14 protein-coding genes are annotated in these 19,351 nt (G+C 60.6%); 5 read left to right on the forward strand and 9 right to left on the reverse strand.

Going from position 1 to position 19,351, the window contains the following annotated elements:
- Positions 1–8: 8 nt before the first annotated feature.
- Positions 9–1,472 carry a glyceraldehyde-3-phosphate dehydrogenase gene (locus AWM79_RS22270; protein WP_060783796.1) on the reverse strand — a complete coding sequence of 488 codons (1,464 nt, stop codon included), beginning with the start codon at positions 1,470–1,472 and terminating at the stop codon, positions 9–11.
- A gap of 352 nt (positions 1,473–1,824) precedes the next feature.
- Here AWM79_RS22270 and mfd point away from each other — a divergent pair, with 352 nt between their 5' ends.
- From mfd to AWM79_RS22285, 3 genes are read left to right on the forward strand one after another with little or no spacing between them, the layout of a single operon-like run.
- Positions 1,825–5,274, forward strand: a complete 3,450-nt coding sequence (gene mfd / locus AWM79_RS22275) for a transcription-repair coupling factor (RefSeq protein ID WP_017134128.1) — start codon at positions 1,825–1,827, stop codon at positions 5,272–5,274.
- A gap of 12 nt (positions 5,275–5,286) precedes the next feature.
- Positions 5,287–5,853: a CsiV family protein gene (locus tag AWM79_RS22280; RefSeq protein WP_017134129.1), complete on the forward strand. Its 567-nt coding sequence runs from the start codon at positions 5,287–5,289 to the stop codon at positions 5,851–5,853.
- Positions 5,854–5,860: 7 nt separating this feature from the next.
- Complete coding sequence (locus tag AWM79_RS22285; protein ID WP_060783797.1) at positions 5,861–8,557, forward strand: DEAD/DEAH box helicase; 2,697 nt, start codon at positions 5,861–5,863, stop codon at positions 8,555–8,557.
- A 69-nt stretch (positions 8,558–8,626) separates the two neighbouring features.
- Here AWM79_RS22285 and nagZ read toward each other — a convergent pair whose 3' ends face one another.
- Together nagZ and AWM79_RS22295 are read right to left on the reverse strand one after the other, a co-directional pair.
- Positions 8,627–9,625 (reverse strand): beta-N-acetylhexosaminidase, encoded by a 999-nt coding sequence (gene nagZ / locus AWM79_RS22290; RefSeq protein WP_208599958.1) that lies wholly within the window; start codon positions 9,623–9,625, stop codon positions 8,627–8,629.
- A gap of 37 nt (positions 9,626–9,662) precedes the next feature.
- The gene (locus AWM79_RS22295) at positions 9,663–10,373 is read right to left on the reverse strand and encodes a TetR/AcrR family transcriptional regulator (protein WP_017134132.1); all 711 of its coding nucleotides are present in this window, start codon (positions 10,371–10,373) and stop codon (positions 9,663–9,665) included.
- Positions 10,374–10,624: 251 nt separating this feature from the next.
- Between AWM79_RS22295 and lexA the strand changes: the two genes are divergently transcribed.
- Positions 10,625–11,233 carry a transcriptional repressor LexA gene (gene lexA / locus AWM79_RS22300; RefSeq protein WP_026013432.1) on the forward strand — a complete coding sequence of 203 codons (609 nt, stop codon included), beginning with the start codon at positions 10,625–10,627 and terminating at the stop codon, positions 11,231–11,233.
- 10 nt (positions 11,234–11,243) lie between these two features.
- Positions 11,244–11,711, forward strand: coding sequence for an SOS-induced cell division inhibitor SulA (gene sulA, locus AWM79_RS22305; RefSeq protein WP_017134133.1), 468 nt, complete (start codon positions 11,244–11,246; stop codon positions 11,709–11,711).
- An 89-nt stretch (positions 11,712–11,800) separates the two neighbouring features.
- Here the strand turns inward: sulA and AWM79_RS22310 are convergent, their stop codons facing one another.
- The 6 genes from AWM79_RS22310 to fadB form a co-directional block, all read right to left on the reverse strand.
- Positions 11,801–12,034 (reverse strand): hypothetical protein, encoded by a 234-nt coding sequence (locus tag AWM79_RS22310; protein ID WP_026013433.1) that lies wholly within the window; start codon positions 12,032–12,034, stop codon positions 11,801–11,803.
- A 129-nt stretch (positions 12,035–12,163) separates the two neighbouring features.
- Positions 12,164–12,685, reverse strand: coding sequence for a DUF6586 family protein (locus tag AWM79_RS22315; RefSeq protein WP_017134135.1), 522 nt, complete (start codon positions 12,683–12,685; stop codon positions 12,164–12,166).
- A 139-nt stretch (positions 12,686–12,824) separates the two neighbouring features.
- Entirely contained in the window at positions 12,825–15,446 is a 2,622-nt protein-coding gene (topA, locus tag AWM79_RS22320) for a type I DNA topoisomerase (protein WP_060783799.1), read from the reverse strand.
- Positions 15,447–15,561: 115 nt separating this feature from the next.
- Positions 15,562–15,798: a DUF1653 domain-containing protein gene (locus AWM79_RS22325; RefSeq protein WP_017134136.1), complete on the reverse strand. Its 237-nt coding sequence runs from the start codon at positions 15,796–15,798 to the stop codon at positions 15,562–15,564.
- An 86-nt stretch (positions 15,799–15,884) separates the two neighbouring features.
- Complete coding sequence (fadA, locus tag AWM79_RS22330) at positions 15,885–17,060, reverse strand: acetyl-CoA C-acyltransferase FadA (protein ID WP_060783800.1); 1,176 nt, start codon at positions 17,058–17,060, stop codon at positions 15,885–15,887.
- A gap of 29 nt (positions 17,061–17,089) precedes the next feature.
- Positions 17,090–19,237 carry a fatty acid oxidation complex subunit alpha FadB gene (gene fadB / locus AWM79_RS22335; RefSeq protein ID WP_017134138.1) on the reverse strand — a complete coding sequence of 716 codons (2,148 nt, stop codon included), beginning with the start codon at positions 19,235–19,237 and terminating at the stop codon, positions 17,090–17,092.
- Positions 19,238–19,351 lie beyond the last annotated feature (114 nt).

Genomic DNA, 19,351 nt, shown 5'->3' on the forward strand with positions numbered 1-19,351 from the left:
GCTGTTGCTTAGTGTGGAAGCGCTGGCGGGTTGACCCCAGCCATATCTTCCATCACACGCACCACCTGGCAGCTGTAACCGAACTCGTTGTCGTACCAGACGTACAGGACAACACGGTTATCGTTGCAGATCGTCGCCTCGGCATCGACCACACCAGCGTGGCGCGAACCGACGAAGTCGGTGGACACCACTTCCTGCGAGTTGACGAAGTCGATCTGCTTGTGCAGATCCGAGTGCAGCGCCACATAGCGCAGGTACTCGTTCATCTCCTCGCGGCTGGTGGCAGTCTCCAGGTTGAGGTTCAGAATCGCCATCGACACGTTCGGAGTCGGTACGCGAATCGCATTGCCGGTCAGTTTGCCGGCCAGCTCAGGCAAGGCCTTGGCGGCAGCAGTGGCGGCACCGGTCTCGGTGATCACCATATTCAGCGCCGCGCTGCGGCCACGGCGATCGCCCTTGTGGAAGTTGTCGATCAGGTTCTGGTCGTTGGTGTACGAGTGAACGGTTTCGACGTGGCCGTTGACGATGCCGAACTTGTCGTTGACGGCCTTGAGCACCGGCACGATGGCGTTGGTGGTGCAGGACGCCGCGGAAACGATCTTATCGTCAGCGGTGATTTCACCGTGGTTGATGCCATGCACGATGTTCTTCAGCTTGCCTTTGCCCGGCGCGGTCAAGACCACGCGGTCGATACCCGGACAGGCCAGGTGCTGACCCAGGCCGTCGGCGTCACGCCATACGCCGGTGTTGTCCACCAGCAGGGCGTTCTTGATGCCGTACCGGGTGTAGTCCACCTCGCTCGGACTCTTCGCGTAGATCACCTGGATCAGGTTACCGTTGGCGGTGATGGTGTTGTTTTCTTCGTCGATGGTGATGGTGCCGTTGAACGAACCATGCACCGAGTCGCGGCGCAGCAGGCTGGCGCGCTTGGTCAGGTCGTTCTCGGCGCCTTTGCGCACGACGATGGCGCGCAGGCGCAATCCGTCGCCGCCACCGGTTTTCTCGATCAGGATACGCGCCAGCAGACGACCGATACGACCAAAGCCGTACAGCACCACGTCAGTGCCCTTGCGTGCGCAAACATTCTGCTGACCGACGACATCGGCCAGCTCTTCGCGGACGAACTGCTCGGCGCTGCGACCATTGCCCTGAGTCTTGAACTTCACGGCCAACTTGCCGAGATCCACCGAAGCGGCGCCCAGCTTGAGCTCGCTCATGGCCTTGAGCAGCGGGAAAGTCTCGTGGACGGACAGTTCGACATCATCGGTCTGACGATGGCGAGCAAAGCGGTGAGCCTTGAGAATCGCGATGACAGACTGGTTGATCAGGCTGCGGCCATAGATCGAACTCACCACATTGTTATTGCGGTAGAGCTGACCGATAAGCGGAATCATCGCTTCTGCAAGCGCTTCACGATCAATCCACTCACCAAGACACTGGTCGGGCTTCTGAGTCACGGGAACCTTCCACATGTAGGGGCTGAAAAAAGGGGCTACATTATGCAGTCCAGTCGCCCGACGAGCAATGCGCGGCTGTCGCGCAATTGCCCATAAAACTCCACACAGAAACTTCTCACCCCGCGCAAGGCCAGTAAATACGCGGCCTTCGGAGCGCACCATTTTGGAGCGCTCACCATAACTTGTCTGTAACCCTCCGAACTACCCGTGCAATATGGCACCACCTATTCAGCATAAAAGCGCTATTTCTTATCATAGCCACTACATTTTCCCCCAACCTGTAATAGACACAGTCTACAACTGACAGGCGGCACCCTAGGCCGCTACAATTACCGACTTTGTCGCAACGCTTGGAGCTCAACCTTCCGTGCCCGTTCTGCGTCTACCGCTACTCCCTGCTGCGGCAGGTAAACAGCACTGGGGCAATCTCCCCGGTGCCGCCCTGAGCCTGGCCATTGCCGAGGCCGCCAGCGCCGCCAGGCGCTTCACCCTGCTGCTCACCGCCGACAGCCAGAGCGCTGAACGACTGGAACAGGAGCTGAGTTTCTTCGCCCCCGATTTGCCGGTACTGCATTTTCCCGACTGGGAAACCCTGCCTTACGATCTGTTTTCACCGCATCAGGACATCATTTCTCAGCGCATCGCCAGCCTTTACCGGCTGCCGGAGCTGGAACATGGCGTATTGGTAGTGCCGATCACCACCGCGCTGCACCGTCTGGCCCCGACCCGGTTCCTGCTGGGTAGCAGCCTGGTGCTGGATATCGGCCAAAAACTCGACGTCGAACAGATGCGCAGCCGCCTGGAAGCCTCCGGCTACCGCTGTGTCGACACGGTCTATGAGCATGGTGAATTTGCCGTGCGTGGGGCCCTGATCGATCTGTTCCCGATGGGCAGTAAACTGCCTTACCGCGTGGATCTGTTCGATGACGAGATCGAGACGCTGCGCACCTTCGACCCGGAAAACCAGCGCTCCATCGACAAGGTTGATTCGGTGCGCCTGCTGCCGGCCAAGGAATTCCCGCTACAAAAGGAAGCGGTCACCCGCTTCAAGGCGCGCTTTCGCGAACGCTTCGACGTCGACTTTCGCCGCTGCCCGATCTTCCAGGACCTCAACAGCGGGATCACCCCTGCCGGCATCGAGTACTACCTGCCGCTGTTCTTCGAGGAAACCTCGACCTTGTTCGACTACTTGCCTCAGGACACCCAAGTGTTCTCCCTGCCAGGCATCGAGCAGGCCGCGGAAAACTTTTGGAACGATGTGCGCAACCGCTACGAAGAGCGCCGCGTCGATCCAACCCGCCCACTACTGCCGCCGGCTGAACTGTTCCTGCCGGTGGAGGACTGCTTCGCCCGCTTGAAACGCTGGCCACGGGTCATCGCCAGCCAGCAAGATGTGGAAACCGGTATAGGCCGCGAACGTTTCCCCACCCGCGAACTGCCGAACCTGGCGATCGAGGCCAAAGCCAACCAGCCCTTGGCGGCGCTCTCCGCGTTCCTCGACCAGTTTCCCGGGCGGGTGCTGTTCACCGCCGAATCCGCCGGTCGTCGTGAAGTCTTATTGGAGCTGCTCGAACGCCTCAAGTTGCGCCCGAAGACCGTCGACAGTTGGCCCGACTTCGTCGCCGCGAAGGAGCGCCTGGCGATCACCATCGCGCCGCTGGACGAAGGCCTGGTCCTTGACGATCCAGCCCTGGCACTGATTGCCGAAAGCCCGCTGTTCGGCCAACGCGTGATGCAGCGCCGACGTCGGGAAAAACGCGCCGACGCTAACAACGACGCCGTCATCAAGAACCTCACCGAGTTGCGCGAAGGCGCGCCGGTGGTACATATCGACCATGGCGTCGGTCGCTACCTCGGCCTGGCTACTCTGGAAATCGACAATCAAGCCGCTGAATTCCTCACCATGGAATACGCCGAGGGCGCCAAGCTCTACGTGCCCGTGGCCAACCTGCACCTGATCGCCCGCTACACCGGCAGCGACGACGCCCTCGCACCGCTGCACCGCCTGGGCTCGGAAGCCTGGCAAAAAGCCAAGCGCAAGGCCGCCGAGCAGGTCCGCGACGTCGCCGCCGAACTGCTCGACATCTACGCCCGTCGAGCCGCCCGTGAAGGTTATGCATTCGCCGATCCGAAAGCCGACTATGCGACTTTCAGCGCCGGCTTCCCGTTCGAGGAAACCCCGGACCAGCAGACCACCATCGAGGCGGTGCGCGCCGACATGCTCTCGGCCAAGCCGATGGACCGCCTGGTCTGTGGCGACGTGGGCTTCGGCAAAACCGAAGTGGCGATGCGCGCTGCCTTTATCGCAGTCCACGGCGGCAGGCAGGTGGCGATCCTGGTGCCGACCACGCTACTCGCCCAACAGCACTACAACAGCTTCCGCGATCGCTTCGCCGACTGGCCGGTGACCGTCGAAGTGATGAGCCGCTTCAAGTCCGCCAAAGAGGTGAACGCCGCCGTGGCGGAGCTGGCCGAAGGCAAGATCGATATCGTCATTGGCACCCACAAGTTGCTGCAGGATGATGTGAAGATCAAGAATCTGGGCTTGGTGATCATCGACGAAGAACACCGTTTTGGCGTGCGCCAGAAAGAACAGCTCAAGGCCCTGCGCAGCGAAGTCGACATCCTCACCCTGACCGCCACGCCGATTCCGCGCACGCTGAACATGGCGGTGTCGGGTATGCGCGACCTGTCGATCATCGCCACCCCGCCAGCCCGACGCCTGTCGGTGCGCACCTTCGTCATGGAGCAGAACAAAAGCACGATCAAGGAAGCCCTGCTGCGCGAGCTGTTGCGCGGCGGCCAAGTCTACTACCTGCACAACGATGTGAAGACCATCGAGAAGTGCGCCGCCGACCTCGCCGAACTGGTGCCGGAAGCTCGCATCGGCATCGGCCACGGGCAGATGCGCGAGCGCGAACTCGAACAGGTGATGAGCGATTTCTACCACAAGCGCTTCAACGTGCTGATCGCCTCGACCATCATCGAGACCGGCATCGATGTGCCGAGCGCCAACACCATCATCATTGAGCGCGCCGACAAGTTCGGCCTGGCCCAATTGCACCAGTTGCGTGGCCGGGTCGGGCGCAGTCACCACCAGGCCTACGCCTACCTGCTGACGCCCGCTCGCCAGCAGATCACCGCCGACGCGGAGAAACGCCTGGAGGCCATCGCCAATACCCAGGACCTCGGCGCCGGCTTTGTACTCGCCACCAACGACCTGGAGATCCGCGGTGCCGGCGAACTGCTGGGCGACGGCCAAAGCGGGCAGATCCAGGCGGTGGGCTTCACCCTGTACATGGAAATGCTCGAGCGCGCAGTCAAATCCATTCGCAAAGGCGAGCAACCCAACCTCGACCAGCCCCTGGGCGGCGGCCCGGAGATCAACCTACGCCTGCCGGCGCTGATCCCCGAAGATTACCTGCCGGACGTCCATGCGCGCCTGATCCTCTACAAGCGCATCGCCTCGGCGACCGACGAAGACGGTCTCAAGGACCTGCAAGTGGAAATGATCGACCGCTTCGGCCTGCTGCCGGAACCGACCAAGAACCTGGTGCGCCTGACCTTGCTGAAACTGCAGGCCGAGCAACTGGGCATCAAGAAAATCGACGGTGGTCCGCAAGGCGGGCGTATCGAGTTCGCCGCGGACACGCCGGTCGATCCCCTGGCATTGATCAAGCTGATCCAGGGGCAACCCAATCGCTATAAATTCGAAGGTGCCACACTGTTCAAGTTCATGGTGCCGATGGAGCATGCGCAAGAACGCTTTAGTACACTGGAGGCGCTGTTCGAGCGCCTCACCCCGAAATCTGCTTGATAAGGACGCCGTATGCGCCTGATCTCTTCGCTGGCCGTGTTGTTGGCCCTGCTTACCCCGCCAGCCTTTGCCGACGAGCAGTATCAGGTCGAAATGATCCTGATCCGACAAAACCTCGAACAACCGTTCCTCAGCCAACCGGCTCCCGAAGACTGGGCCAAGGGCGCCAGACCTGTTACCACTGGCGACGAGCGCACGCCGGCGCTGAACGACATGGTCGCCAAGCTCGGCGCCAGCGGCAACTATGAAGTATTGCTGCACAAGAGCTGGCAGCAGTCACTCAGCGACCAACCGAGCAAGGTCTCGATCACTGCCGGCCAGGAACAGTTCGGCCAGTTTCCCGTGGAGGGCACGTTGAGCCTCACGCTCAAGCGTTTCACCGACGTGGAAGCTCTGTTCTGGGTCAACCGCTTCGACAGCAACGGCGTGGTCAGTGCCAGTGAACGCCTGAACCAGATCAGCCAGATCAAGAACGGTCAACTCAACTTCCTCGACAGCGGGCACCTCGCCCTGCTGCTCAAGGTGACCTCGCTGTCAGCCTCCAAACGCGAAGCGCCGCCACAGAACCTGGACCAGTGACCAGCCGATGCCCTCATCCCTGACGCCCTCCATGACCAAGCCACTCGCGCCGTCATGGGTCAGCCGCTTCAAGGAACAGAGCCTGGAACGTGGCAGGCGCTACGCCGTGGAAAACCGGGTGAGAATTGTCCAGGTCGGTGATAGCACCATCACCGCCAGTTGCGAAGGCTCCGGTGGCAATGTCTACCGCCAAACCGTTCACCTTCGCGAGTCGGCCAAGGGCACCTTGCTGATTGTCGATGCCAACTGCACCTGTCCGGTTCGCAGCTACTGCAAGCACACCGCGGCGGTCTTGTTGAAAGTCCAGGAAACCCTGGCCTACCCAGCAGCGGAACAAGACGCCGAACTGCTGGAAAAGCTGCAGGCGGTGTTGGATGCCCGCCCTCCCGCGCTGCCCCAGCAGCTCGTCGAAGACGTCATGCCCGTGCCGCGCCTGTGGTTGGCCAGCGTCGCGTTCAGCGCCTTCGAACCGCGCAACGGACGCATGCAGCGCTACATCCAGCACCGTGCGGCACTGTCGTTTAACTACCTGGGCGAGTACGTCAGCGGACAGAAAAACGCCGATATTATCCTGCGCCAGGAGCACCAGAGCCTGCGTATCAAGCGCCAGCCCGAAGCAGAAAAGACTGGCCGCGAGCAGTTGCGCCTGCTCGGCTTCAAGATCGCCACGCGACAAAGCAAGGCCCTGCCGGAAAGCGCCGGCGATCTGTACGAGATGGTCAACGACAGCGCCTGGCTGAACTTCACCCTCAACGAGCTGCCAGGTTTGCGCAGTCAGGGCTGGGAGTTGCAGATCGACGAGGATTTCGGTTTCGACCTGAGCACCATCGACGACTGGTACGCCACTGTCGACGAAGCACCGGGGCGCGACTGGTTCGACCTCGAATTGGGGATCATCGTCAATGGCGAACGCCTGAGCCTGCTGCCGATTCTGCTCAATCTGATGCGCTCCCACACCGAACTACTCAACCCCGAGCGTCTGGCCCGGCGCCGAGACGACGAGCTGATCCTGGTGAATATCCCCGCCTCGCCCAACGGCAGCCACGGACCGCTGCAAGTAGCGCTGCCCTACGGCCGCCTTAAACCGGTGCTGATCACCCTCGGTGAGTTCTACCTGGAAGAACCCGGCGCCACCGCCCTACGTCTGAGCCGCGCCGATGCCACGCGCCTCAACCCTCTCGACGGCTTGCCGCTGCTCTGGGAAGGCGGCGAACAGATTCGTAACTTCGCCGAGCGCCTGCGCGATATCCGCGAGTATCAGGCCTGCATTCCCAAGGGGCTCAACGCCACCTTGCGCCCCTACCAACACGAAGGCCTGAGCTGGATGCAATCGCTACGGCAATTGCAAGTCGGCGGGATCCTCGCCGACGACATGGGCCTGGGCAAGACCTTGCAGACCCTGGCGCATATGCTCAGCGAAAAGCATGCCGGACGCCTCGACTGCCCCTGCATGGTAGTGATGCCCACCAGCCTGATACCCAATTGGGTCGACGAAGCCGCACATTTCACTCCCCAGCTCAAGGTCCTGGCACTGTATGGCGCCGCCCGCAAAAAACATTTCGCACAACTGCAAAATTACGACCTGATCCTCACCACCTATGCCCTACTGCCCAAGGACATCGAGAAACTCAAGCTGCAACCGTTGCATGTGTTGGTGCTCGATGAGGCGCAGTACATCAAAAACCCCGGCAGCAAGGCCGCCCACGCCGCCCGCGAGCTGAATGCACGCCAGCGCCTGTGCCTGAGCGGCACGCCGCTGGAAAACCACCTCGGCGAACTCTGGTCGTTGTTCCACTTCCTCCTGCCGGGCTGGTTGGGAGATATCAAGCGCTTCAACCGCGACTACCGCGTGCCCATCGAAAAGCGCGCCAGCGAAGTCCGCCTGCAACACCTCAACGGTCGGATCAAACCTTTTCTGCTGCGTCGGACCAAGGAACAGGTGGCCACCGAACTGCCGCCCAAGACCGAAATTATTCACTGGGTTGAACTCAACGAGGCCCAGCGCGACGTCTACGAGACCATGCGCCTGGCGATGGACCGGAAAGTCCGCGACGAAATCACTCGCAAAGGCGTGGCCCGCAGCCAGATCATCATTCTCGAAGCCCTGCTCAAGCTGCGCCAGGTCTGCTGCGACCTGCGCCTGGTCAACGGCGCCACCCTGCCGGCGCGTGGCAGCGCTTCCGGCAAGCTCGACAGCCTGATGGAAATGCTCGATGAGTTGTTTGCCGAGGGCCGACGGATCCTGCTGTTCTCCCAGTTCACCTCGATGCTGGCGTTAATCGAGGTGGAGCTACAAAAGCGCAATGTGGCCTATGCGCAGCTGACCGGACAGACCCGGGATCGAAGGACTCCGGTCAAGGACTTCCAGAGCGGGAAATTGCAGATTTTCCTGATCAGCCTCAAGGCCGGTGGCGTCGGCCTGAACCTCACCGAGGCCGACACCGTGATCCACTACGACCCGTGGTGGAATCCGGCGGCGGAAAACCAGGCAACCGACCGCGCGTACCGGATTGGCCAGGAAAAACCGGTGTTCGTCTACAAAATGATCGCTCGCGGCACGGTGGAGGAGAAGATCCAACATCTGCAACAGGAAAAATCCGCCCTCGCCGCGGGCGTGCTCGACGGGCGCCAGGCCGGCGACTGGCAGTTACAGAACGACGATATCGAGGCGCTGTTTGCGCCGTTGCCCACCCAATCAACTTAGCGAAGCATGAGTTCCAAACGGCTCGACCGACAGCTATCAGCCGGCACCGAGACCGCTTGCCAGAGGGGCTCAATCAATCAATTGGGCGTCCCTGAGGGCTTCGATAGCCGTCAGCCAACGCGGCTCCTGACGGTAATCGGTGCGAGCAAACCCCTGCCCGCGCATCCTCGCGATACGGGGCGACGGCGTCACCCGCAGGCGCTGGACCGCGCCAAGCGCCAACTCCGCCGCCGCCCGGTCGTTGCACACCAGGCCCATATCGCAACCGGCTGACAACGCCGCTTCGATGCGACTGGCGGCATCGCCAACCACATGGGCACCGGCCATCGACAAGTCATCGCTGAAGATGACCCCGTCGAATTGCAACTCACCACGCAGGATCTCCTGCAACCAACGCCGGGAAAACCCGGCAGGCTGCGCATCGACCTGTGGGTAAATCACATGGGCCGGCATCACCGCCGCCAACTGCTGGCTCAACCGTGCGAAAGACACCAGGTCATGGCTACGGATAACCTCCAGGCTGCGCTCATCGACGGGGATCGCCACATGGGAATCCGCCTCGGCCCAACCATGCCCCGGAAAATGCTTGCCGGTGGCCGCCATGCCAGCGTCCTTCATCCCACGGATAAAGGCACCGGCCAGCAACGCCGCACGCTCGGGGTCGCCCTCGAAGGCGCGGCTACCCACCACCGCGCTACGCTGGTGATCCAGGTCGAGTACTGGCGCAAAGCTCAGGTCAAGCCCTACGGCCAGGACTTCCGTTGCCATCAGCCAGCCGCATTGCTCGGCCAGGTATTCGGCGTTCGGATTGTCAGCAATGGCGCGCATCGCCGGCAAGCGCACAAAGCCCTGGCGCAAGCGCTGCACGCGGCCACCCTCCTGGTCGACCGCCAGCAACAGGTCGGGGCGAATCGCACGGATCGACGCACTCAGTTCGCGCACCTGGCGCGGATGCTCGATATTGCGTGCGAAGATGATCAGCCCACCCACTTGCGGCTGGCGCAGCAACTGACGATCTTCAGCCGTCAGCCACGTACCGGCGATGTCGACCATCAGGGAGCCTTGCAGGGCAGTACTCATAGAAAATCCTTGTGAAAAAAATACATCAGGCCTTGGCGGCGACCGGCACGCTCGACTTGCTACGCGGCCGTAACTGGGCGCCAGCCATGGCTTCATCCGTCACGCCACTGTCCGCACGCATGCCGGCCGCGAGGAACGGCACCATCAGGCGCATTACGGTCTCGATCGAGGTGTTGACGCCGAAATCGGTCTCGGCAATCGCTCGCAACGCCTTGATCCCGGACATGCTGAACGCCGCCGCCCCCAACATGAAGTGGACGCGCCAGAACAATTCGATCGGCGGAATACGCGGGGCCGCCTCATTGACCAGGAGCATGTAGCGACGGAACACCCTGCCGTACATGTCTTCCAGATAGCGCCGCAAGTGACCCTGGCTCTGGCTGAACGCCAACCCCAGCAAGCGCATGAAGATCGACAGGTCGTTGCCGCTGCGCGGCTGCACCACCAACGCCTGCTCGACAAGGATTTCCAGCAGATCCTCCAGGCTCGACTTGACCTCGGGCCTGGCCAGGCGCTGCTCCAGCTCGCGGTCAAGGCTGATGCAGAATGGTCCGAGGAAGCGCGAAAACACCGCCTGGATAAGGGCTTTCTTTGAGCCGAAGTGGTAATTCACCGCCGCCAGATTGACGCCCGCCTTGCTGGTGATCAATCGCAATGAGGTCTCGGCGAAACCTTTTTCCGCGAACAATTGCTCGGCGGCATCGAGAATGCGTTCAACGGTTTCCGATTGGGCCACGATTATTCCGCCTGACAAACACTTGTTTGAAACATACGTTTCAATTCAAAAAATGTCAAGTCTGACAGTCCATTCGTGGCCGGCCGGTCAGGTATTAAATCATAGAAATCGGGACCTGTAGCACAGTGCTCGACTCAGTTGTCGGCAACCTTCCCGACAACCGTCCGGCGGACGCTTTGAAAAGGAGGATTGCCAAGTGCCTTCCACTGTATATAATCCCAGTCACTGTATAAAAAAACAGAGCGATCGAGATGCTAAAACTGACGCCACGCCAAGCTGAGATTCTGGTTTTTATCAAACGCTGCCTGGAGGATAACGGTTATCCGCCGACCCGCGCGGAGATTGCCCTGGAACTGGGTTTCAAGTCACCGAACGCGGCCGAGGAGCACCTCAAGGCCCTGGCGCGCAAGGGTGCCATCGAAATGACCCCTGGCGCCTCGCGCGGCATTCGTATTCCTGGCTTCGAGGCCAAGGCCGACGAGTCCACCTTGCCGATCATCGGCCGGGTCGCCGCAGGCGCGCCGATTCTCGCCCAACAGCATGTCGAGGAATCCTGCAACATCAACCCGACCTTCTTCCATCCCCGAGCCGACTACCTGTTGCGCGTTCACGGCATGAGCATGAAGGACGTCGGCATTTTCGACGGTGACCTGCTGGCCGTGCATACGTGCCGCGAAGCCCGCAACGGCCAGATCGTGGTGGCGCGGATCGGCGAGGAAGTCACCGTCAAGCGCTTCAAGCGCGAAGGCAGCAAGGTCTGGCTGCTGGCTGAAAACCCCGAGTTCGCCCCCATCGAAGTCAACCTGAAAGATCAGGACTTCGTCATCGAAGGTTTGAGTGTCGGCGTCATTCGCCGCTGAAGGAGGCATCATGCAATTTCCGCAAACTCCACAACACGCACAGTTGCCCTTGTTCGAAGCTTTCATGGCGCAGCCGCTGGCTCCGCTTCTCACGGAAGTGGTTGAAACGCCCTGGAGCACCGAGTCCGAGGTCTTCAGCGAATTGTCGTTACGTGGCGGGAATTGCCTGAGCCTGCTGGCGCCCATCCTGCGTGAACTGAGCCAGGACCAGGATGCCCGCTGGTTGACCCTGATCGCCCCGCCGTCGAGCCTGACCCAGGCCTGGCTGCGGGAAGCAGGATTGAATCGCGAGCGAATCCTGCTGCTGCAACCCAGTAGCGCCCAGAATGCCCAGCAGCTGACTTGCGAAGCCTTGCGCCTGGGACGCAGCCATACCGTGGTCAGTTGGCTCAATCCGCTGAGCAACAGCGCTCGCCAACAATTGATCAGCGCAGCCCGCAAGGGTGATGCGCAAAGCCTGAATATTCGTTTGGGCTAGACAGAGGCGCCGCAGGCACTCTTAGCGCGTATGCTGAACAGGGAAGTCGATCAGAATCGATGATCTACGCTAGAAAACGGTTGGCAGCTTCAATGAAGAACGCGCGGACCGTCTTCTTTCTCAAGCTCGCCTTCTACCAATCGCCCCGCCATCTGCACACCGACGCTCAACATGGCTTTGGCTACTTCGACATGCTGGCCCTGCAGGAACACTTTGGCATCTTCAGAGAAGTTCAAGGTAACCAGAGAACCTTCGTCCTCGGCCCGGCGCAGCTCGATACGGCCGTCCGGCAGTTCGACGATTTCTAGAAAGGACGTAGGCATAAAAATCTGTTCTCCACGAAAGGCCAGGATTATATCAGTCATCCGTGGCAACTCGCTCAAGATCTCAACAGCTTTCTTTACTGCTTGATGAACAACTGACAGACGGAGCCTACAGCCCCACCCAACGAATTAGCACTCGTTCAGTCCATCGCGAAAGCGGATCGCCAAACCCTTGAGGTTCTGTCGCCAGCCCTCCAGCTCCTCGCGCCCCAGCTGCGGAGTTTCCTCCTCGTCCAGGCCGACCGCCACGATCAACGGTTGCAACACGTCTCCCTTGGCTTTCCTGGGCATCTGGGGCGGCAAGTACAAGGCCGTGTGCGCGGCGATCAGCCGGGCCAGCCAGGTTTGCGGGCTGTGGGCCAACTCGACCAGCTCGGCCATTTCCGGAATAGCAATGGATGCCAGCGCTTCCCGGGTCAGCAATAGCTCGGCACGCGGCGCATTGGCCTGGGGCAGCCGGTAGAAACCGGCAATTTCATGGCACAGCCCGAGCAAGGCGCCATACAGGTGGAATACCGCCGCTTCACGCTCGGCCTGGATCAGCGCCAGCGCGTTTAGAGCCCGGCTTTCCTCGGCCTTGCCCAAGGCCTCAAGCGCCAGGCCCGCGTAAAAAATCTTCTGGTTGGTGCGAGTGTAGAGTTCATTGGCCATGACGGCGCACTCCAGACAAAAAGCCACAGGCGAGTCGGACAGTTTCAGGGATCGACCCGGCTTGCGGCAAGCCAAAAAGACCAAGGCCGCGTGAAACCCCAGGTCTTCACACGGCCTTGCCACTACGAGATAGCGGACATCAGGCGCCCTGACGCTTGTCCTCGACCTTCCACTTGCCACCGTCGTAGAACGCCTTCCAACCGGTCGGCTTGCCATCGACTTCGCTCTGCACGTACTGCTCCTTGGTCTTGCGGCTGTAGCGAATGACTGCCGGACGCCCGTCCGGGTCCTTCTTCGGCGCTTCACAGAGGAAGTGGTACTTGGGATCGATCTCGTCCTTGTGAGGAACGATCTCGATCACCAGCGGCGCACGGGTCTCACGGTTTTTCGGGAACTGGCTGGCCGCCAGGAACAGGCCGGACGCACCGTCACGCAAGATGTAGGTATCGTTGACCTTTTCGCACTTGAGCTCCGGCATCTTCACCGGATCCATCTTCGGCGGTGCCGCGTCACCGCTCTTGAGCAGCTTGCGGGTATTCTTGCAGGTCGGATTGGTGCAACCGAAGAACTTGCCGAAGCGACCGGTCTTGAGCTGCATTTCGCTGCCGCACTTGTCGCATTCCAGGCTCGGGCCTTCATAGCCCTTGATCCGGTAGCTGCCCTCTTCGATCTCGTAGCCGGCGCAATCCGGGTTGTTGCCACAGATATGCAACTTGCGTTTCTCGTCCAGCAGGTAGGCATCCATTGCCGTGCTGCAAATCGGGCAGCGATGCTTGCCACGCAGCACCAGCGATTCCGACTCGCCCTCATCGTCAGCGGCGATCTCGTCGCCGGGAACCAGATTGACGGTCGCCTTGCAGCGTTCTTTGGGCGGCAGACTGTAACCCGAGCAGCCGAGGAACACTCCCGTGGATGCGGTACGAATCTGCATCGGTCGGCCACAGGTCAGGCACGGGATGTCGGTCATGACCGGCTGGTTGGCACGCATGCCGTTTTCCGCGCCTTCGGCCACTTCGAGCTTCTTCTTGAAGTCGCCGTAGAACTCGTCGAGCACGTTTTTCCAGTCACGCTCGCCCTGGGCCACGTCATCGAGGTTCTCTTCCATGCCGGCGGTGAAACCGTAGTCCATCAGGTTCGAGAAGCTCTCCGCGAGGCGCTCGGTGACAATGTCGCCCATCTTCTCGGAGTAAAAGCGACGGTTGTGCAGCGCCACATAGCCACGGTCCTGGATGGTGGAAATGATCGCCGCATAAGTCGAAGGACGACCAATGCCACGCTTTTCCATTTCCTTGACCAGGCTGGCTTCGGAGTAACGCGCCGGCGGTTTGGTGAAGTGCTGGCTCGGGTCGAGCTGGATCAGCTTGAGCACATCGCCCTGGCTCATCTCCGGCAGCACATCATCATCGCCCGGCTTGGCGATCTGTGGCATCACGCGGGTATAGCCGTCGAACTTCAGGATGCGCCCCTTGGCACGCAACTCGAAGTCACCGGCCCCCACCGTCACGGTGGTCGACAAGTACTGCGCCGGCAGCATCTGGCAGGCGAGAAACTGGCGCCAGATCAGTTCGTAAAGGCGCTCGGCATCACGCTCCATACCCGACAACTTGCTCGGCTCGGTATTGGCATCGGAAGGACGGATCGCTTCGTGAGCCTCCTGGGCGCCTTCCTTGCTGCTGTAGACGTTTGGCGAGTCCGGCAGGTACTTCTTGCCGAACTCGCTCTCGATGTAGCTGCGTGCCATCGCCACGGCATCGACCGAGAGGTTGGTCGAGTCGGTACGCATATAGGTGATGTAGCCGGCCTCATATAGACGCTGGGCCATCATCATGGTCTTCTTCACCCCGAAGCCCAGGCGGTTGCTTGCGGCTTGCTGCAGGGTGGACGTGATGAACGGGGCCGAGGGCTTGCTGCTGGTCGGTTTGTCTTCGCGCTTGGCGATGGTATAGGCCGATGCCCGGAGCTTCTCCAGTGCCGCCATGGCCTGGGCTTCGTTGAGTGGCTTGAAGGCCTCGCCTTTTTCCCGGGCCACTTCGAAGCGCACCTTGGCGCCCTTAGTGGTGCCCAGGTCGGCGTGGATTTCCCAGTATTCTTCCGGGTTGAATGCGCGAATTTCGCGCTCGCGCTCGACCACCAACTTCACCGCCACCGACTGCACACGACCGGCGGACAGGCCACGGGCGATCTTGGCCCACAGCAGCGGCGAAACCATGTAACCCACCACGCGATCGAGGAAACGTCGCGCCTGCTGGGCATTGACGCGATCCAGGTCCAGCTCGCCCGGCTTGGAGAAGGCTTCCTGGATTGCCTTCTTGGTAATTTCGTTGAACACCACGCGCTTGTAGCGGCTGTCGTCACCGCCGATGGCTTCGCGCAGGTGCCAGGCAATGGCCTCCCCTTCGCGGTCCAAGTCGGTTGCGAGGTAGATGGTGTCAGCATCCTTGGCGAGCCGGCGCAGCTCCTCGATCACCTTCTCCTTGCCAGGAAGGATTTCGTAACGGGCTTTCCAGCCATGATCCGGATCGACGCCCATGCGCGAGACAAGCTGCTTGCGCGCCTTCTCTTTTGCCGAGAGCACCGGCGCTTCGCCAGCGCCAGCCTTGCCACGCTTGGCGGCAGGTTCTTTGGCGGCACTCGCCGAACCGCTGGTGGGCAGGTCTCGGATATGGCCGATACTCGACTTCACCACGTACTGGGTACCCAAGTACTTGTTGATGGTCTTGGCCTTAGCCGGGGATTCCACAATGACCAGCGATTTGCCCATGGATCGGAAAATTCCTGAATGCTTGAAGTGAGAGCGCAGCCCGCGTCGGGCGCGGCATCGCTATATATAGTGGCAACAACGTGAGGTCAAGCGCGGGGTTCCGTGCAACCCGCACTCATGGCCTGGAAAAAAGGCTCGGTTCGGCTTGCACCAAAGCAAAGCGCGGGACCCGTTCGCCGTCAACCTCGACCGACTCCAGGAACATGCTCAAAGGACGTACCCAGAAGCCGCAATCGCCATACAACGCTTGGTAAAACACCACTTCCTCCTCAGTCTCGGAATGCCGTGCCACGCTGAAAACACGGTACTGCGGCCCCTTATAATGCTGATAGAGCCCAGGCTGCAATTTCATGTCTCGACCTCTTACAAAATAAAAATAAAAAAATTTTAAAAAACAAAAACCGGGGCACTAGGCCCCGGATTCCATCGACGAGACGCTTAGACGCGTTCGAAGACGGTGGCAATGCCCTGGCCGAGACCGATGCACATGGTGGAGACCCCAAAGGTCCCGCCATTCTGCTTCATCACGTTGAGCAAGGTGCCGGAGATTCGCGCACCGGAACAACCGAACGGGTGGCCCAGAGCAATGGCACCGCCGTGCAGGTTAATCTTGTCGTTCATCTTGTCGAGCACTTTCAGATCCTTCAGCACCGGCAAGGCCTGTGCGGCGAAGGCTTCGTTGAGCTCCAAGAAGTCGATATCGGAGATCGCCAGGCCCGCGCGCTTCAGCGCTTTCTGGGTCGCCGGTACCGGACCATAGCCCATGATCGCTGGATCTACACCCGCCACCGCCATCGAGCGGATCACCGCCAGAGGCTGGATCCCGAGGTCCTGGGCACGCTGCGCCGACATCACAATCATGCACGAAGCACCATCGGTGATCTGCGACGAAGTGCCTGCCGTCACGGTGCCGCCCTTGGGGTTGAACGCCGGCTTCAACGCCGCCAGGCTTTCCAGGGTCGTTTCCGGACGAATGGTTTCGTCGTAGTCGAACACTTTCAGGAAACCATTTTCGTCATAACCCTGCATCGGGATGATTTCGTCCTTGAACTTACCTTCCACCGTGGCCTTGTGAGCCAACTGATGGGAGCGCACGCCAAAGGCATCCTGCTGCTCGCGGGTAATGCCGTGCATCTTGCCAAGCATCTCGGCGGTCAGGCCCATCATGCCCGAGGCCTTCGCCGCGTACAGCGACATGTGCGGGTTAGGATCGACACCGTGCATCATTCCGACATGGCCCATATGCTCGACGCCGCCGACGACGAAGACGTCACCATTGCCGGTCATGATTGCCTGGGCGGCGGTGTGCAGCGCGCTCATCGACGAGCCGCACAGGCGACTGACGGTCTGACCGGCAGCGGTGTGCGGGATCTGGGTCATCAGCGATGCCATGCGCGCGATGTTCCAGCCCTGCTCCAGGGTCTGGTTCACACAGCCCCAGATCACGTCCTCGACTTCGTTCGGGTCGACCTTGACGTTGCGTTCCAGCAGCTTGCTGATCAGGTGCGCCGACATGTCCTCGGCGCGGGTGTTGCGGTGCATGCCGCCCTTGGAGCGGCCCATCGGAGTACGACCGAAGTCGACAATCACGACGTCTCTAGGATTCAAGCTCATATCGTTCACTCTCGCTCTGGTGTGGGCGCTTAACCGAAAAACCGCTGGCCGTTCTTGGCCATTTCGCGCAGCTTCGCGGTCGGGTGGTACAGCGCGCCCAGGTCGGCGTACTGATCGGCCAGGGCAACGAATTCGGCCACACCGATGGAATCGATGTAGCGCAACGCACCGCCACGGAAGGGCGGGAAACCAATACCATAGACCAACCCCATGTCGGCTTCGGCGGCAGTCTCGACGATACCGTCTTCCAGGCAGCGCACGGTTTCCAGGCACAACGGGATCATCATCCAGTTGATGATGTCCTCGTCGCTCACTTCACGCTGCTCGTAGATGATCGGCTTGAGCACTTCCAACACCGAAGAGTCGGTGACTTTGTTCTGTTTGCCGCGCTTGTCGGTCTCGTAGGCGTAGAAGCCCTTGCCGTTCTTCTGACCCAGGCGCTTGGCCTCATACAAGGCATCGACAGCCGAACGACGGTCGTCCTTCATGCGGTCCGGGAAACCTTCGGCCATCACATCGCGGCCATGATGACCGGTATCGATGCCGACCACGTCCATCAGATAGGCCGGGCCCATCGGCCAGCCGAACTTCTCCATGACCTTGTCGATACGGACGAAGTCCACGCCAGCGCTGACCAGCTTGGCGAAACCGCCGAAGTACGGGAACAGGATACGGTTGACCAAAAAGCCTGGACAGTCGTTGACCACGATCGGGTTCTTGCCCATCTTCTTGGCATAGGCCACGGTAGTGGCAATCGCTTGTTCGCTGGACTTCTCGCCACGGATCACTTCCACCAGCGGCATCATATGCACCGGGTTAAAGAAGTGCATGCCGACGAAATTTTCCGGACGTTTGAGGGCCTTGGCCAGCAGGCTGATGGAAATGGTCGAGGTGTTGGACGCAAGGATCGCATTTTCCCTGACCTGGGCTTCCACTTCCGCCAGTACTGCCTGCTTGACCTTTGGGTTCTCGACTACCGCTTCGACCACCAGATCGACATGACCGAAGTCGCCGTAGGACAGGGTCGGACGAATGCCGTTGAGCACTTCGGCCATCTTCGCCGCGCTCATGCGGCCCTTGTCGACGCGACCGACCAGCAGCTTGGCGGCTTCCGCCAGCCCCTGCTCGATGCCGTGCTCGTTGATGTCCTTCATCAGGATCGGCGTTCCCTTGGACGCCGACTGATAAGCGATGCCACCGCCCATGATACCGGCGCCCAACACGGCGGCCTGTTTCACCTCCTTGGCGATTTCGTCATAGACCCTGGCCTTTTTCTTCAACTCCTGGTCATTCAGGAACAGCCCGATCAGGCTCTGTGCAGCCGAGGTCTTGGCCAGTTTCACGAAACCGGCGGCCTCAATTTCCAGCGCCTTGTCGCGACCGAAGTTGGCGGCTTTCTGGATTGCCTTGATCGCTTCGACCGGAGCCGGGTAGTTCGGACCGGCCTGACCGGCGACAAACCCCTTGGCGGTTTCGAACGCCATCATCTGCTCGATGGCATTGAGCTTGAGCTTGTCCAGCTTGGGCTGGCGCCTGGCTTTATGATCGATCTCGCCGCCAATGGCGCGCTTGACCAGTTCCAGGGCGGCTGCCCGCAGCTTTTCCGGAGCGACCACGGCATCGACGGCACCGACCTTCAGAGCGTCTTCGGCACTGTTTTCCTTACCGGCGGCAATCCACTCGATGGCATTGTCCGCACCGATCAGGCGCGGCAAGCGCACGGTGCCACCAAAGCCCGGATAGATTCCCAGCTTGACTTCCGGCAGACCAATCTTCGCACGGGTGGACATCACGCGAAAATCCGCGGCCAGGCACATTTCCAGGCCGCCACCCAGGGCGATGCCATTGATTGCGGCAACGGTCGGTACGGCCAGGTCCTCGAAATCGCTGAAAATCCTGCTGGCTTCGAGGGTACCCGCCAGGAGCTCGGCATCGGGCAGCTTGAAGTTGTCGACAAATTCGGTGATGTCGGCGCCGACGATAAACACGTCCTTGCCGCTGCTGACAATGACACCCTTGATCGAGGCATCGGCCTTGATGGCGCCTACCGCCTGACGCAACTCGTTCAGGGTTAGACGGTTGAACTTGTTGACGGACTCACCCTTGAGGTCGAACGTCAGTTCGACGATACCACTTTCAAGAGCCTTAACCGTGATGGCTTTACCTTCGTAAATCATCAACTGATCTCCACGATATGGAAGCTGAACAGTACGCGTCGGACGCTAACTTCTGACCCGGCATTGACCTCATCATCGCTGCTACGCCAAGCTGCCAGGCGAACCCGCCGACGC

This window comes from Pseudomonas agarici (assembly GCF_001543125.1).
Taxonomy (GTDB): Bacteria; Pseudomonadota; Gammaproteobacteria; order Pseudomonadales; family Pseudomonadaceae; genus Aquipseudomonas; species Aquipseudomonas agarici.

Coding starts and splice junctions, on each gene's coding strand:
- AWM79_RS22270 (WP_060783796.1), bottom strand. CDS start 1,472: ATGTGGAAGGTTCCCGTGACTCAGAAGCCCGACCAGTGTCTTGGTGAG.
- AWM79_RS22280 (WP_017134129.1), top strand. CDS start 5,287: ATGCGCCTGATCTCTTCGCTGGCCGTGTTGTTGGCCCTGCTTACCCCG.
- AWM79_RS22285 (WP_060783797.1), top strand. CDS start 5,861: ATGCCCTCATCCCTGACGCCCTCCATGACCAAGCCACTCGCGCCGTCA.
- lexA (WP_026013432.1), top strand. CDS start 10,625: ATGCTAAAACTGACGCCACGCCAAGCTGAGATTCTGGTTTTTATCAAA.
- sulA (WP_017134133.1), top strand. CDS start 11,244: ATGCAATTTCCGCAAACTCCACAACACGCACAGTTGCCCTTGTTCGAA.
- AWM79_RS22310 (WP_026013433.1), bottom strand. CDS start 12,034: ATGCCTACGTCCTTTCTAGAAATCGTCGAACTGCCGGACGGCCGTATC.
- AWM79_RS22315 (WP_017134135.1), bottom strand. CDS start 12,685: ATGGCCAATGAACTCTACACTCGCACCAACCAGAAGATTTTTTACGCG.
- topA (WP_060783799.1), bottom strand. CDS start 15,446: ATGGGCAAATCGCTGGTCATTGTGGAATCCCCGGCTAAGGCCAAGACC.
- AWM79_RS22325 (WP_017134136.1), bottom strand. CDS start 15,798: ATGAAATTGCAGCCTGGGCTCTATCAGCATTATAAGGGGCCGCAGTAC.
- fadA (WP_060783800.1), bottom strand. CDS start 17,060: ATGAGCTTGAATCCTAGAGACGTCGTGATTGTCGACTTCGGTCGTACT.
- fadB (WP_017134138.1), bottom strand. CDS start 19,237: ATGATTTACGAAGGTAAAGCCATCACGGTTAAGGCTCTTGAAAGTGGT.